14 protein-coding genes and 1 pseudogene are annotated in these 13,994 nt (G+C 71.3%); 10 read left to right on the forward strand and 5 right to left on the reverse strand.

All coding sequences use genetic code 11. From position 1 onward, the window contains the following. The first annotated feature begins 63 nt into the window (after positions 1-63). The 4 genes from ACFYRY_RS14885 to ACFYRY_RS14900 all read left to right on the forward strand — a co-directional run bounded on the left by ACFYRY_RS14885 (position 64) and on the right by ACFYRY_RS14900 (position 4,145). Positions 64-1,128 carry a LacI family DNA-binding transcriptional regulator gene (locus ACFYRY_RS14885; RefSeq protein ID WP_389144372.1) on the forward strand — a complete coding sequence of 355 codons (1,065 nt, stop codon included), beginning with the start codon at positions 64-66 and terminating at the stop codon, positions 1,126-1,128. Between the two features lie 152 nt (positions 1,129-1,280). After that, positions 1,281-2,339 (forward strand): LCP family protein, encoded by a 1,059-nt coding sequence (locus tag ACFYRY_RS14890; RefSeq protein ID WP_389144374.1) that lies wholly within the window; start codon positions 1,281-1,283, stop codon positions 2,337-2,339. Between the two features lie 113 nt (positions 2,340-2,452). Next, the gene (locus ACFYRY_RS14895; RefSeq protein WP_389144377.1) at positions 2,453-2,809 is read left to right on the forward strand and encodes a YciI family protein; all 357 of its coding nucleotides are present in this window, start codon (positions 2,453-2,455) and stop codon (positions 2,807-2,809) included. Positions 2,810-2,885: 76 nt separating this feature from the next. Continuing rightward, positions 2,886-4,145, forward strand: coding sequence for an RNA polymerase sigma factor (locus ACFYRY_RS14900; RefSeq protein ID WP_389144380.1), 1,260 nt, complete (start codon positions 2,886-2,888; stop codon positions 4,143-4,145). 7 nt (positions 4,146-4,152) lie between these two features. On the opposite strand, the gene ACFYRY_RS14905 is transcribed toward ACFYRY_RS14900, so the two are convergent. Continuing rightward, positions 4,153-5,322 (reverse strand): methyltransferase domain-containing protein, encoded by a 1,170-nt coding sequence (locus ACFYRY_RS14905; protein WP_389144383.1) that lies wholly within the window; start codon positions 5,320-5,322, stop codon positions 4,153-4,155. 246 nt (positions 5,323-5,568) lie between these two features. On the opposite strand from ACFYRY_RS14905, the gene ACFYRY_RS14910 reads away from it, so the two are divergent. The 3 genes from ACFYRY_RS14910 (at position 5,569) to groL (ending at position 8,755) form a co-directional block, all read left to right on the forward strand. Further along, positions 5,569-6,384, forward strand: coding sequence for a polysaccharide deacetylase family protein (locus tag ACFYRY_RS14910; RefSeq protein ID WP_389144386.1), 816 nt, complete (start codon positions 5,569-5,571; stop codon positions 6,382-6,384). A 305-nt stretch (positions 6,385-6,689) separates the two neighbouring features. Further along, positions 6,690-6,998, forward strand: a complete 309-nt coding sequence (groES, locus tag ACFYRY_RS14915; protein WP_003998759.1) for a co-chaperone GroES — start codon at positions 6,690-6,692, stop codon at positions 6,996-6,998. 131 nt (positions 6,999-7,129) lie between these two features. Continuing rightward, entirely contained in the window at positions 7,130-8,755 is a 1,626-nt protein-coding gene (gene groL / locus ACFYRY_RS14920) for a chaperonin GroEL (RefSeq protein WP_389144389.1), read from the forward strand. Positions 8,756-8,840: 85 nt separating this feature from the next. Here the strand turns inward: groL and ACFYRY_RS14925 are convergent, their stop codons facing one another. The 3 genes and pseudogenes from ACFYRY_RS14925 to ACFYRY_RS14935 form a co-directional block, all read right to left on the reverse strand. Next, positions 8,841-9,548 (reverse strand): ester cyclase, encoded by a 708-nt coding sequence (locus tag ACFYRY_RS14925; RefSeq protein ID WP_389144392.1) that lies wholly within the window; start codon positions 9,546-9,548, stop codon positions 8,841-8,843. Between the two features lie 79 nt (positions 9,549-9,627). Further along, positions 9,628-10,401 (reverse strand): SDR family NAD(P)-dependent oxidoreductase, encoded by a 774-nt coding sequence (locus ACFYRY_RS14930; protein ID WP_389144395.1) that lies wholly within the window; start codon positions 10,399-10,401, stop codon positions 9,628-9,630. 161 nt (positions 10,402-10,562) lie between these two features. After that, positions 10,563-10,696, reverse strand: a pseudogene (locus ACFYRY_RS14935) (MOSC domain-containing protein); the annotation flags it as partial. Between the two features lie 96 nt (positions 10,697-10,792). Between ACFYRY_RS14935 and ACFYRY_RS14940 the strand changes: the two are divergent. Continuing rightward, positions 10,793-11,746: a LysR family transcriptional regulator gene (locus tag ACFYRY_RS14940; RefSeq protein WP_389144398.1), complete on the forward strand. Its 954-nt coding sequence runs from the start codon at positions 10,793-10,795 to the stop codon at positions 11,744-11,746. A 43-nt stretch (positions 11,747-11,789) separates the two neighbouring features. On the opposite strand, the gene ACFYRY_RS14945 is transcribed toward ACFYRY_RS14940, so the two are convergent. Beyond that, entirely contained in the window at positions 11,790-12,119 is a 330-nt protein-coding gene (locus tag ACFYRY_RS14945; protein ID WP_356768387.1) for a WhiB family transcriptional regulator, read from the reverse strand. A 382-nt stretch (positions 12,120-12,501) separates the two neighbouring features. Here ACFYRY_RS14945 and ACFYRY_RS14950 point away from each other — a divergent pair, with 382 nt between their 5' ends. Both ACFYRY_RS14950 and ACFYRY_RS14955 read left to right on the forward strand, forming a co-directional pair. After that, positions 12,502-13,113 (forward strand): response regulator transcription factor, encoded by a 612-nt coding sequence (locus ACFYRY_RS14950; protein WP_003948568.1) that lies wholly within the window; start codon positions 12,502-12,504, stop codon positions 13,111-13,113. A 264-nt stretch (positions 13,114-13,377) separates the two neighbouring features. Then, complete coding sequence (locus ACFYRY_RS14955) at positions 13,378-13,965, forward strand: sigma-70 family RNA polymerase sigma factor (protein WP_030045231.1); 588 nt, start codon at positions 13,378-13,380, stop codon at positions 13,963-13,965. The last annotated feature ends 29 nt before the right edge of the window (positions 13,966-13,994 follow it).

A 13,994-nucleotide genomic window follows, 5' to 3' on the forward strand; every position in this document is an offset into this window, starting at 1 on the left:
TTTGGGAACCTAGGGCGGTGAGAAGGGTTCGTCAAGAGGTCGCGCAGGGATACGATCGCCGCCATGACACCCCCGGAGCCCGCTGAAACACGGGCGACAGCCCGGACAACCGGACGGTCCGCGCAGACCGCGACGCTCGCCGAGATCGCCCGAGAGGCCGGCGTTTCGGCGCCGACAGTTTCGAAGGTCCTCAACGGCCGCGCCGATGTGGCCCCGGCCACCCGCAGCCGGGTGGAGGAGCTGCTGCGCGCCCACGGCTATCGGCGCCGCCGCGCCGAGGCGAGCCGTTCGCCCCTGATCGACCTGGTCTTCCACGAGTTGGAGAGCGCCTGGGCGATGGAGGTCATCCGGGGCGTGGAGAACGTGGCCCGGGAGGCCGGGCTGAGCGTGGTGCTGAGCGAGAGCGCCGGACGGCTCACCCCCGGACGGACCTGGGCCGACCAGGTCGCCGCCCGCCGCCCGCACGGCGTGATCCTGGTGCTGAGCGGCCTCGACGAGTCCCAGCGCGCCCTGCTCAACAGCCGGTCCATCCCGTTCGTCGTGATGGACCCGGCCGGTGACCCGGGGGCCGACGTGCCCTCGATCGGCGCCACCAACTGGCAGGGCGGCCTCGCCGCCACCCGGCATCTGGTCGAACTCGGGCACACCCGCGTCGGCGCGATCAGCGGGCCGTCCCGGATGATGTGCAGCCGCGCCCGGATCGACGGCTACCGGGCGGCTCTGGAGACCGCCGGGCTGCCGGTGGACCCGGAGCTGATCGCGGCCGGCGACTTCCACCACGAGGCCGGCTACCGGCGGGGACTGGAACTGCTGCGCCGCCCGGACCGGCCGACCGCCGTCTTCGCCGGCAACGACCTCCAGGCGCTCGGGCTGTACGAGGCCGCGCGCGAACTGGGGCTCAGGATCCCGGAGGACCTCAGCGTGGTCGGCTTCGACGACCTGCCGGTGGCGCCCTGGGTGGGCCCGCCGCTGACGACCGTACGGCAGCCGCTGACCGAGATGGCGGAGGCGGCCGCGAAGCTGGTCCTGGACCTCGGGCGGGCGCAGAGCACTCCCGCCGCGACCCGGGTGGAGCTGGCGACGAGCCTGGTGGTGCGGGCCAGCACGGGGCCGCCCCCGGGGGCGTAGCGGGAAGGCTCCGAAGCCAGTCGGTTGCCCGCTCGAAAGTTTCGGAAGTCCGGGTTCGGCCCATGTTGAGAAGTGTGAGATTTTCCGAAGAAATCCGCCTGGGGCCGCCCTTCCTAACAATCCCCTAATAATTCGGACGTACGTTCTTCCTCGTGACGGGAGACGACGCGAACGACGGGGCCGGGGACGCGGGCAGACCAAGAGACCGGCGGTCGACAGCGCTCCGGGCCACAGGTCTCACCCTGGCGGGGGCCCTGGTGCTGGGCATCGCGGCGGCCGGCTGGGCGTACTGGCATCTCAACAGCAACATCAAGAGCGTCGACATCAACAGCGCGCTCGGCGAGGACCGTCCGCCCAGGGCGGTGACGACGCCGTCCGGGTCGGCCACCGCCTCCCCGCTGCCCACCGGATCCCTGAACATCCTGGTCCTGGGGTCGGACTCGCGCAGCGGCAAGGAGAACCAGGCGCTCGGCGGCGGGGACAGCGAGGGCGCCCGGTCCGACACGGCGATGGTCGTGCACCTGGACGCGGGCCGGACCAAGGCCACCGTGGTCAGCATCCCGCGCGACACGCTCGTCACCCGGCCCTCCTGTCCGTTGTCGTCGGGCGGGTCGACGGCGGTGGCGTACCACGCGATGTTCAACAGCGCGTACTCGGTGGGCGGCCCGGCGTGCGCCGTGAAGACGGTCGAGTCCCTCACCGACGTCCGCATGGACCACTACATCGAGATCGACTTCTCCGGTTTCACGAAGCTGGTGAACGCCCTCGGCGGCGTCACGGTCACCACGGACGAGGACATCGCGGACGACGACAGCCATCTGACCCTGAAGGCCGGCACCCACCACCTCGACGGCAAGCAGGCCCTCGCCCTCGCCCGTACCCGGCACGGCATCGGGGACGGCAGCGACCTCGGCCGCATAGGTCTCCAGCAGAAGCTGGTGAAGTCCCTGCTGGAGCAGATCGCCTCGACCGACCTGCTCACCGACCCCGCCGAGCTGTACCGGGTCGCCGACTCGGTCACCGCCAGCCTCACCACCGACACCGGTCTCGACTCGCTGACCGACCTGATGAGCCTCGGCCAGAGCCTGAAGGGCCTGTCCGCCGGCCAGGTGCGGATGGTGACCATGCCGGTCGTGCCCGCGCCCTCGGACTCCAACCGGGTGGTCGCCGACGAGCCGGAGGCGAGCGACCTGTGGAAGTCGCTGCGATGACCGGAAAAAATTCCTCGGAGAAATTCCGCGCCCGTGTCGATCCCGGTGTCCTTCGATCGACGCAGGGGTGAGAGGCCGGGAACGACCCGGCCCGTACGGCACGAGGAGTCACCATGCCGCGCTACCTGTCGCTCGTACAGATCGACGAGAAGACCGCGCCCGCCGAGGGCCCCAGCCCCGAGCTGATGCGGCGGATGGGCGAGCTGATCGAGGAGGTCACCAAGGCCGGCGTGATGCTGGACACCCAGGGGCTGACGCCGTCCGCGCAGGGCACCCGGGTGCGCTGGGAAGGCGGACAGCTGTCCGTCACGGACGGGCCGTTCACCGAGACCAAGGAGGTCGTGGGCGGCTACGCGATCATGCAGTGCAAGGACAAGGCCGAGGCCATCGAGTGGACCAAGCGGTTCCTGAAGGTGCACGAGGAGCACTGGACGGTGACCTGCGAGGTGCGGGAGATCGCGGAGGGCTGAGGACCCCTGGGCCCTAGGGCCGGTCCCGGGCCCGGCGGCTTGGCCGGGCGCCGGTACGGGTGTCGAATGGAGGGCTGTGACCACACAGCCCTCCGCCGACGCGCGCCGCACCATCGAGACCGTCTTCCGCATGGAGTCCCCGCGCCTCATCGCCGGCGTCGCCCGCATCGTCCGCGACATCGGCATCGCCGAGGAAATCGCCCAGGACGCGCTGGTCGCGGCCCTGGAGCAGTGGCCGCGGGAGGGCGTCCCCGACAACCCGGGCGCCTGGCTGACGGTCACCGCACGGCGCCGGGCCGTCGACCTGATCCGCCGCCGGGAGAACTACGCCCGCAAGCTGGCCGAGATCGGCCGGGACCTGTCGGACGTGGCGCCGCCCCAGGAGCCCGCCGACCCTGAGGACATCGACGACGACCTGCTCCGGCTGGTGTTCACCGCCTGCCACCCGGTGCTGTCCGCCGAGGCCCGCACCGCCCTCACCCTGCGGCTGCTCGGCGGTCTGACCACGCCCGAGATCGCCCGCGCGTTCCTGGTCCCGGAGGCCACGGTCGCGCAGCGCATCGTCCGGGCCAAGCGCACCCTGGCCACGAAGAACGTCGCCTTCGAGGTGCCGTACGGCCCCGACCGGGAGGCCCGCCTCGGCTCCGTGCTCGACGTCATCTACCTGATCTACAACGAGGGGTACGCGGCCACGGCCGGAGACGACTTGCTGCGTCCGGGCCTGTGCGAGGACGCCCTGCGGCTGGCCCGTGTGCTGTCCGGCCTGATGCCGAAGGAGCCCGAGGTCCACGGCCTGACCGCGCTGCTGGAGTTCCAGACGTCCCGCGCGGCCGCCCGCACCGGCCCGTCCGGTGAGCCGGTGCTCCTCAGGGACCAGAACCGCAGCCGCTGGAACCGGATGCTCATCGCCCGCGGCGTCACCGCCCTCGGCCGCGCCGACACCCATGCCACCGGCGCCCCGGGCCCCTACGTCCTCCAGGCCACCATCGCCGCCTGCCACGCGATCGCGGTCTCCTACGAGGAGACCGACTGGCCCAGGATCGCCACCCTGTACGGCCTGCTCGCCGCCCGCGCGCCCTCCCCGGTCGTCGAACTCAACCGCGCGGTCGCCGTGTCGATGGCGGACGGTCCGGGGCCGGCCCTGGAGATCGTCGACACCCTCGCCGCCGAACCCGCGCTGCGTGACTACCACTTGCTGCCGAGCGTGCGCGGGGATCTGCTGCTGCGGCTGGGCCGCCGCGAGGAGGCGCGGGCGGCGTTCGTACGGGCGGCGGAGCTGACCCACAACGAACGGGAACGGGAGTTGCTGCTGCGGCGGGCGGCCGAGGCGTCCTGAGCCCTGGTCAGACGGGGTGCCCCAGGAGCATCGTGGGGGCACCCGCGACCCGGGTCAGGAACACCGTCGCCGAGTTCGGCCCGTGCTGCTTGGGCAGGGCCTTCCTGCGCAGTTCCTCCGGCTCGACCGCCGACCCCCGCTTCTTCACGGTCAGCACGCCGACCTCGCGCTCCCGCAGCAGGGCCTTCAACTTCTTCACGTTGAAGGGGAGTTGGTCGGTGATCTCGTACGCGGAGGCGTACGGGGTGGGGCGCCGCTCGTCGGCCGTGACGTAGGCGATGGTCGGGTCGATCAGCCCGCCTCCCAGGTCCTCGGCCACCTCGGCGACCAGGTGGGCGCGGATGACGGCGCCGTCGGGCTCGTACAGGTACCGGCCGACCGGGCGGACCTCGGGGTCGGGCAGACCGCGGGAGAGCAGGGTGCGGGGCCCCGGCAACAGCGTGGCCCGGACGGCGCCCGGCTCGGTGCCGAACCACAGCACCGCCTCCTTCACGTCCCCGCCGTCCGAGACCCACTCGGCCTCCGCCGCGGCGGGGACCGCCTCGTGCGGGATGCCCGGGGCCACCTTCAGGCCCGCGTACGGAGCCTTGAGTGCGGCGGACACGGCCCACGACAGGGGCGGCGAGTACGCCTCCGGGTCGAAGATCCGGCCGCGCTTGGAGGACCGCCGGGCCGGGTCGACGAACACCGCCTCGTATCCGGCCGTGTCCACCTCCGTCACGTCCGCCTCGCGCACCTCGATCAGGTCGGCGAGGCCGAGCGCGTCGGCGTTCGCGCGGGCCACGGCACACGTCAGCGGGTCCCGGTCGACGGCCAGGACGCGGATCCCGGCCCGCGCGAAGGCGAGGGCGTCCCCACCGATCCCGCAGCACAGGTCGGCGACGGACCGCACCCCCCGCGCCCGGAAACTCTCGGCCCGGTACGCCGCCACGCTCGCCCGGGTCGACTGCTCGACCCCGTTCGGGGTGAAGAACATCCGCCCGGCGTCCTCGGCCCCGAACTTCGCCGCCGCCCGCTGCCGCAACCGGGCCTGCCCGAGTGCCGCCGACACCAGCGCGGCGGGATGGTCGCGGCGCAGCCGGGTGGCGACGGCGAGTTCGTCGGCGGGGGCGGTGTCGCGCACTTCGTCGAGGAGGGCGCGGCCCTCGGGGGCGAGGAGGGGAGCGAGGTCGTTCACCGGTTCATTGTGGGCCAGTCGGTGGACGGTCCGCCCCCGGCGGCGGTGTCACCCCGGGTTCACCGCGGTGGCCTGCGAGGATCCGGCACCATGCCAAGGGGCCGTACGCACCAGCCACACCCGCCACCAGTCCTGCCTGCCGGGGCTGTCGAGCGCCCGTCGGAAGCGTGAGATCCGCGGCATGCGGGACGTGACCGAGGAGCGGTACGGCGCGGAGCACGCCGTGAGCCGGCCGGAGGACCGGCGGTGAGGCGGTGGGCGCCGGCGGCCGGAGTCCTGGCGCTGTGTCTGCTCGCCGGCTGCGCCCAGTCCGTCGACCCCATCGAACGGCTCGGGGAGAAGGCGGCCCAACGGGTCGGCTCGCCTGGCTCCGCGGGGGCGGGGCGGCCCGCGTACCGCCGCTGGGGCCTGGCGGACCCCCTGCCGCCCGCCCCGCGGCCACCCGCCCGGCCCGCCGCCCCGCACGCCGCGGGCCCGGGCCTCGCGCCCGTGGTGGACCGCGTCCGCACGAGAGACCCGGTCGTCTTCCTGACCTACGACGACGGCGCCGAGCGGGACCCGCGCTTCATCGACCTGGTCCGCGAACTGCGGCTGCCGGTCAGCATGTTCCTCACGGACAGCGTCGTCGGACCCGGGTACGGCCACTTCGCGCGCCTCCAGGCGGTCGGCGCCGGCATCCAGAACCACACCCTCGACCATGCCGCCCTGCGCGGACTGCCCTACGCCGGCCAGCGCGCCGAGATCTGCGGCCAGCAGGACAAACTCAGGTCCCGCTTCGGCATCCGCCCGCACCTGTTCCGTCCGCCCTACGGCACGTACGACACGACGACCCTGCGCGCGGCCACCGACTGCGCGGTCACGGCGGTCGTCCTGTGGCGGGCGTCCATGGAGGGCGAGCGGCTGACCTTCGCGAGGGGCGAGAGCCGGCTGCGCCCGGGGGACATCGTGTCGGTGGCCTCGGGTGAGTCCGCGGCCCGGTCGCCGCGGGAGCGCACCGTACGGCTGCTGCGGGAGATCCAGGGGGCGGGCCTGACGGTGGGGCGGCTGGAGGACTACCTGTAGGGGAGTCCGGGCCCCTGCGGCGGCAACGGCCTGCTGGTAGGCGTCCAGCCGGGCAAGAACGCGTTCGTCCGCTCCGGCTGCGGGCCGCTGGAAGATGAACGCGGCACGAAATTCACGCCGCGCGCCGCTCGGATTGGCACTCCGCTTGACCGAGTGCTAATCGCGGTCATAGTCTCGGACCTGGCACTCCCCCCTGGAGAGTGCCAACTAGCGACGGGCAGGTCCGGCACCCGCGACGACGGATCCACCTGGTCGCCACCTCAGACAGTTAACCCCGTGAGATCTCCGAAGGGGGAGGTCGGATCGTGACGACCACCAGCTCCAAGGTTGCCATCAAGCCGCTCGAGGACCGCATTGTGGTCCAGCCGCTCGACGCTGAGCAGACCACCGCCTCTGGCCTGGTCATTCCGGACACCGCCAAGGAGAAGCCCCAGGAGGGCGTCGTCCTGGCCGTCGGTCCGGGCCGCTTCGAGAACGGCGAGCGTCTTCCGCTCGACGTCAAGACCGGCGACATCGTGCTGTACAGCAAGTACGGCGGCACCGAGGTGAAGTACAACGGCGAGGAGTACCTCGTCCTCTCGGCTCGCGACGTGCTCGCGATCATCGAGAAGTAGTTCACCTCGCTTCGCCTCACCGCGAAGCACCTTGCATTGAGCTGCGCCCCTGGCCCCCCGCGATCACTCATGAGCCGGGCGCCGGGGGCGCGGCTAATTTCACCTAGATTTCCGAGAGGGCTCACGCTCCCATGGCGAAGATCCTGAAGTTCGACGAGGACGCCCGTCGCGCCCTCGAGCGCGGCGTCAACAAGCTCGCTGACACGGTCAAGGTGACGATCGGCCCCAAGGGCCGCAACGTCGTCATCGACAAGAAGTTCGGCGCTCCCACCATCACCAACGACGGCGTCACCATCGCCCGTGAGGTCGAGGTCGAGGACCCGTACGAGAACCTCGGTGCCCAGCTGGTGAAGGAGGTGGCGACCAAGACCAACGACATCGCGGGTGACGGCACCACCACCGCCACCGTGCTCGCCCAGGCGCTGGTGCGCGAGGGCCTGAAGAACGTCGCCGCGGGTGCCTCCCCGGCCGCCCTGAAGAAGGGCATCGACGCCGCGGTCAAGGCCGTGTCCGAGGAGCTCCTCGCGACCGCCCGACCGATCGACGAGAAGTCCGACATCGCCGCCGTCGCCGGTCTGTCCGCCCAGGACACCCAGGTCGGCGAGCTCATCGCCGAGGCGATGGACAAGGTCGGCAAGGACGGTGTCATCACCGTCGAGGAGTCCAACACCTTCGGTCTGGAGCTGGACTTCACCGAGGGCATGGCCTTCGACAAGGGCTACCTGTCGCCGTACTTCGTGACGGACCAGGAGCGCATGGAGGCCGTCCTCGACGACCCGTACATCCTGATCACCCAGGGCAAGATCTCCTCGATCCAGGACCTGCTGCCGCTGCTGGAGAAGGTCATCCAGACCAACTCCTCCAAGCCGCTGCTGATCATCGCCGAGGACGTCGAGGGTGAGGCCCTCTCCACCCTGGTCGTGAACAAGATCCGCGGCACCTTCAACGCGGTCGCGGTCAAGGCCCCCGGCTTCGGTGACCGCCGCAAGGCCATGCTCCAGGACATCTCGATCCTGACCGGCGCCACGGTCGTCGCCGAGGAGGTCGGCCTCAAGCTCGACCAGGTCGGCCTGGACGTGCTGGGCTCCGCCCGCCGCGTCACGATCACCAAGGACGACACCACGATCGTCGACGGCGCCGGCAACACCGCCGACGTCCAGGGCCGCGTCGCCCAGATCAAGTCCGAGATCGAGAACACCGACTCCGACTGGGACCGCGAGAAGCTCCAGGAGCGCCTCGCGAAGCTGGCCGGCGGCGTGTGCGTGATCAAGGTCGGCGCCGCCACCGAGGTGGAGCTGAAGGAGAAGAAGCACCGTCTGGAGGACGCCATCTCCGCGACCCGCGCCGCGGTCGAGGAGGGCATCGTCTCCGGTGGTGGCTCCGCGCTCGTCCACGCCGTGAAGGTCCTCGAGGGCAACCTCGGCAAGACCGGCGACGAGGCCACCGGTGTCGCCGTCGTCCGCAAGGCCGCCGTCGAGCCGCTGCGCTGGATCGCCGAGAACGCCGGCCTGGAGGGCTACGTCATCACGGCCAAGGTCGCCGAGCTCGACAAGGGCCAGGGCTTCAACGCCGCCACCGGCGAGTACGGCGACCTGGTCAAGGCCGGCGTCATCGACCCGGTGAAGGTCACCCGCTCCGCCCTGGAGAACGCCGCCTCCATCGCCTCCCTGCTCCTGACGACCGAGACCCTGGTCGTCGAGAAGAAGGAAGAGGAAGAGCCGGCCGCCGCGGGCCACGGCCACGGCCACTCCCACTGAGGCACCCCGCTCGCAGAGGGCCCCGTTCCGCACCCAGGTGCCGGAACGGGGCCCTTCCCCTTCGCGGGTCTTTTCGCGCTGCCGGCTACTTCTCCAGCGCGTCCAGCGCACCCAGCTGCTGCATCAGGCCCAGCTGGTCGTGCTGCCACCAGGCCTCCGCGATCTTCCCGTCGGGGGAGAACCGGAACATGGTCATCCCGGTCATCGTGACCCGCTTCCCGGTGGCGGGAATCCCCAGGAAGTCCGCCTTGTGGGTGGCGTTCCAGGTCCACCGCGCGCAGGCCCGGTCACCCTGGGTGATCAGATCGTCGACCGTGAACGTGAAGTCGAAGGCGGCCCGCCACATCCGGAACTCGGCGCGGGCGGAGTCCAGCCCGATCGTGTCCTGCGGATTGATCGGATCGCGGCTGTGGATGTCCTCGTCGAGCAGGTCGTTCATCGGCGGCAGATCACCCGCCGTCGCCAGCGCCTCGAAGAACCGCCGCACGTTCGTCGCGTGCAACTGATCGTCCCGTACGACCTCCAGGTCGGTGAACGTCGGCGTCTCCTCGCACAGGGCGACCAGGTCCTGGAAGATCCGGTCGGTCTCCGGCAGCGCGGAGTTGCGCATCGCCTCCTCGTACGAGGGGAACTCCACGATCTCGATGAGGTGCGACGCGTCGGAGCGGTCCTTGGCGACCACCGCGTGCGTCGCGGTCCGCTTTCCCTTGGTCTGCTCGACCCACGTGTCCATCAGCCGGTTCATCTCGTCGAACCGGTCGGTCCTGCAGTCGATGAGCTGTACGAACGTCATGACGCCGCCTCCCGGCCCCCCTGGAACCCGGTTTCCGTCCCGCCCATTCTCCCACCGGAGGGGCGACGCCACCTGCTCACTACTGAGGCCCGTACTTGCGCCCCGTCTTCGAGCTGATCCCGCCCAGCAGCGACCGCGGAGTGACCTTCACCAGCCCCATCAGCGCCTTGTACCGCGGATCCGGGATCGACAACGACTTTCCGCGCGCCAGATCCGTCAGCGCCGCCGCCACCAGCTTGTCCGCGTCCAGCCACATCCAGCCCGGGATGTTGTCCGTCCCCATCCCGGCCCGCTGATGGAACTCGGTGCGCACGAACCCGGGGCACAGCGCCATCAGCCGTACCCCGCTGCCCGCCAGGTCCTTCGCCACGCCCTGGGTGAACTGCACGACCCACGCCTTGGACGCGCCGTACGTCCCGCGCGGCATGAACGCCGCCACCGAGGCGACGTTGACCACACCCCCGCGCCCCCGCTCCCGCATCGCCTCGGCCGCCGCCGACGTCAGCCGCAGCACCGCCTCGCAGTGCACCTTGAGCATGGTCAGCTCGTCCGCCATGGATACGTCGAGATAGCGGCCCTTGTTGCCGAAGCCCGCGTTGTTGATCAGCAGGTCGACGGGGTTCCTGCGGTCGCCGAGCCGGGCGGCCACCGCCTCGATGCCGTCGTCCGTCGCGAGGTCGGCGGTGAGGACTCCCGCCTCGATACCGTGCCGGTCGTGCAGTTCGGTCGCCTGTTCCCGCAGCCGCTTGGTGTCGCGGGCGACCAGGACGAGGTTGTGCCCGTCCGAAGCCAGCCGTCGTGCGAACGCGGCACCGATGCCCGCGGTCGATCCCGTGATGAGAGCCGTTGTCATGACGCAAGATTAGTGACCCGGCCTGCGCCGCCCGCCCCCGCACAGGGCCTTTGGACGCGTGCGGACCGGGCCGACGGAGTTCGCGTGCGCGACCGTCCCGACAGCCGGCTGCCGGGAAATCACTGAGTACCCGTCAGATGCCTTCAGCGGCCACGTACTTGACGGCCTCCGATGCGCCAGCGCTCGCCGATCAGCGCGCCGGACACGTCGAGGCCCTCGGGCGGTTCTCGTCGAACGAACCGTGCGGCAGCGTCCGCCCCAGCTCCCGCTCCCGCCGATCCGACCCGGGCCGGGCGCCGCGACCCGCACGCCCCCTGGACCGGCGGGCGGTCTGCAAAAGCGTCGACGCATTATTCGGCATCTCCCCCAAGGGCCGCTTATGCTCGACCCCGTGATCGAGGCTCGTCATCTCCGTGTGCTGCGTGCCGTCGCCACCACCGGTTCCTTCTCGGCGGCGGGGCGCGAGCTGGGCTGCACCCAGCCCGCCGTCAGCCAGCAGATGAAGGCCCTGGAGGCCTCGGTGGGCACGCCCCTGCTGATCCGCAGCGGACGTGAGATGCGGCTGACCCAGGCCGGCGAGGCCCTGGTCCGGCACGCCGCCGGGATCCTCTCCGGGCTCACCGCGGCCGAGGAGGAGGTCGCCGCGATCGCGGGGCTGCGGGCCGGGCGGGTCCGGCTGGTCTCCTTCCCCAGCGGCAGCTCCACCCTCGTCCCGACGGCCCTGGCCGCCCTGCGCGCCGAACATCCCGGCACCCGCGTCTCGTTGGAGGAGGCCGAGCCGCCCCGGTCCGTCGAGCTCCTGCGCGAGGGCGACTGCGACGTGGCCCTCGCCTTCCGCTACGAGGGGGCCACCGGCGCGGAGGAGTGGCACGACCTGGTCGTACGGCCCCTGCTCACCGACCGGCTCGTCGCCCTCGTTCCGGAACGGCACCGGCTCGCGCGCGTCGGCTCCTCGGGGTCCGTCGCGATCGGGGAGCTGGCCGAGGAGCCGTGGATCGCGGGCTGCCCGCGCTGCCGCGGTCAACTGGTCGAGGTGTGCGAGGGGGCCGGCTTCACGCCCCGCATCGACTTCGCGACCGACGACTACCCGGCGGTGGTGGGTCTGGTGGGCGCAGGACTCGGCGTCGCCGTCCTGCCCCAGCTGGCCGTCGCGTCCGTACGGCCCCGAGGGGCCCGCGCGGTGTCGCTGGAACCGGCGGTGCGGCGGGAGATCGTCGCGCTCACACTGCCCGACCTGGCGCATGTGCCGGCGGTGGCGGCGACGCTGGACCACCTGACGCGGGCGGCGGCCCGGCAGCGAGGGGCCGGCCGGGGAGACGGGGAAACGGCCGCCGGAGAAAGGTAAAGGGCACGCTGCGTGAGCGTGCCCGGAGAGCAGAAACGTTCCTTCACGTGTTCGAAGCGCTGTCCCCGGTGGTCGCCGATGCCGACACCAGCCGGTGGCGCGCCCGACCCATCAACTCCTCGCGCTCGTCCTCGGTCAGCCCGCCCCAGACGCCGTACGGCTCTCGCACCGCCAGTGCGTGCGCCGCGCACTGCGCGCGCACCGGGCACCTCATGCAGACCTCCTTGGCCGAGTTCTCGCGAGCGCTCCGGGCCGCCCCGCGCTCGCCCTCCGGGTGGAAGAAGAGCGAGCTGTCCACCCCGCGGCAGGCGGCCAGGAGCTGCCAGTCCCACAGGTCCGCGTTCGGTCCGGGAAGGCGGGAGAAATCTGCCATTGCGTGACCCCTTGCAGCCGTTCTGAGTGGATACGGGTGCCCACTACCGTACGTCTACGATCTAAGGAGATGAAAATATGACACATTGCGAATCTAGCCTCAGACACCAGAAAATGGGAAGAAAAGGGTCTAAATGGGGCATGGGTTGTGAGGAAACGTCGCGGGTTCGCCGCGCGTGTCTGCTCCGTGTCCGCACCCTCACGTAGAGTGCCGAAGATGGCACACGGCCCCGTAACTCTTTCGAGTGACCGTCGTTGAGAGTGCGGAGGCGGTTGAAAACACAAACGCTCGGGCAGGTGTCCGAGTCGGTCGACCGCACAGGTGACGATTTCGTACCAGCCTGGAGGCTCAAGGTGACGTGCATCAGCTGCGGAGGACGGCCATGACATCCGTCCTCGTCTGCGACGACTCCCCGCTTGCCCGAGAGGCGCTCCGCCGCGCGGTCGCGACCGTGCCCGGCGTTGAGCGCGTGACGACCGCGGCCAACGGTGAGGAAGTCCTCCGCCGGTGGGGCGCCGACCGTTCGGACCTGATTCTGATGGACGTACGCATGCCCGGTCTGGGCGGCGTCGAGACCGTCCGCCGGCTGCTGTCCGCCGACCCGGGTGCGCGCATCATCATGCTCACGGTCGCCGAGGACCTCGACGGCGTGGCCCTCGCGGTCGCCGCCGGTGCCCGCGGCTACCTGCACAAGGACGCGTCCCGCGCCGAGTTGCGCGCGACCGTCACGCAGGCTCTCGCCGACCCGACCTGGCGGCTGGCCCCCCGTCGGCTGCGCTCAGCCGAGATGGGCGCCGCGCCCACGCTCACCGCGCGTGAGATCCAGGTTCTCGAAGGCATGAGCCACGGCCGCTCCAACGCCGAGATCGGCCGCGAGCTGTTCCTCTCAGAGGACACCGTGAAGACGCACGCCCGACGCCTGTTCAAGAAGCTCGGCGCCTCGGACCGGGCGCACGCGGTGGCGCTCGGGTTCCGCTGGGGCCTGGTCCGCTAGGCGCCACCGTGTGTCGTAGCGGGGGTCGGAAAATCCCCGCCTGCTGCGAGGTGGGCGGGGGCGGCACAGGGGGCGGATCGACGCCCGCTGCTCGTTTCGCCGCGGATGCCGCATCCTTGAGGTGTGGAGTTCCTCGGGGACAAGTCGGTCGAGCGGAACGGGAGGGCGCAGGGGATGAGTTCCGGCGCACCTGCTCATAACGCTTCAGTGCACAACGACCAGCGCGATGCCACGGATCGCACACCGCCAAGGCACCATGGACCGATGCGCGACGACGAGGCGGGCACGGCCCCAGGGGCGATCGGTGCGCTCGTCCACCGCGCCGTCGACGGGGACGAGCAGGCCACGCACGACCTGCTCGCCCATGTCCACCCCCTGGCGTTGCGCTACTGCCGCACCCGTCTGTCCCGCCTTCCGGGTGATGCCCGGCACTTCGTCGAGGACCTCGCCCAGGAGGTCTGTGTCGCGGTGCTGCTGGCCCTGCCGCGCTACCGGGACACCGGCAGACCCTTCGAGGCGTTCGTCTTCGCCATCGCCGCGCACAAGGTCGCCGACCTCCAGCGGGCGGCGATGCGCCACCCCGGTTCGACGGCGGTCCCCTCGGACGAGATGCCCGAGCGGCCGGACGACTCGCTGGGCCCCGAGGAGCGGGCGCTGCTGAGCAGCGACGCCGAGTGGGCCAAGAAACTCCTGGCCAACCTCCCCGAGAACCAGCGCGAGCTGTTGCTGCTGAGAATCGCGGTGGGGTTGACGGCGGAGGAGACGGGCCAGATGTTGGGAATGTCACCCGGTGCGGTCCGCGTGGCCCAGCACAGGGCGCTGAGCAGGCTGCGGGCGCTGGCGGAGCAGTAGCGCCGGTGCACGCGGTCGGTGGGTGGTTT

This window comes from Streptomyces sp. NPDC005263, assembly GCF_042872365.1.
GTDB lineage: Bacteria > Actinomycetota > Actinomycetes > Streptomycetales > Streptomycetaceae > Streptomyces.

Bases quoted from the DNA above. Each gene is read 5' to 3' on its own strand.
- ACFYRY_RS14885 (WP_389144372.1), top strand. From the start codon at position 64: ATGACACCCCCGGAGCCCGCTGAAACACGGGCGACAGCCCGGACAACC.
- ACFYRY_RS14895 (WP_389144377.1), top strand. From the start codon at position 2,453: ATGCCGCGCTACCTGTCGCTCGTACAGATCGACGAGAAGACCGCGCCC.
- groL (WP_389144389.1), top strand. From the start codon at position 7,130: ATGGCGAAGATCCTGAAGTTCGACGAGGACGCCCGTCGCGCCCTCGAG.
- ACFYRY_RS14925 (WP_389144392.1), bottom strand. From the start codon at position 9,548: ATGACGTTCGTACAGCTCATCGACTGCAGGACCGACCGGTTCGACGAG.
- ACFYRY_RS14930 (WP_389144395.1), bottom strand. From the start codon at position 10,401: ATGACAACGGCTCTCATCACGGGATCGACCGCGGGCATCGGTGCCGCG.
- ACFYRY_RS14945 (WP_356768387.1), bottom strand. From the start codon at position 12,119: ATGGCAGATTTCTCCCGCCTTCCCGGACCGAACGCGGACCTGTGGGAC.
- ACFYRY_RS14950 (WP_003948568.1), top strand. From the start codon at position 12,502: ATGACATCCGTCCTCGTCTGCGACGACTCCCCGCTTGCCCGAGAGGCG.
- ACFYRY_RS14955 (WP_030045231.1), top strand. From the start codon at position 13,378: ATGCGCGACGACGAGGCGGGCACGGCCCCAGGGGCGATCGGTGCGCTC.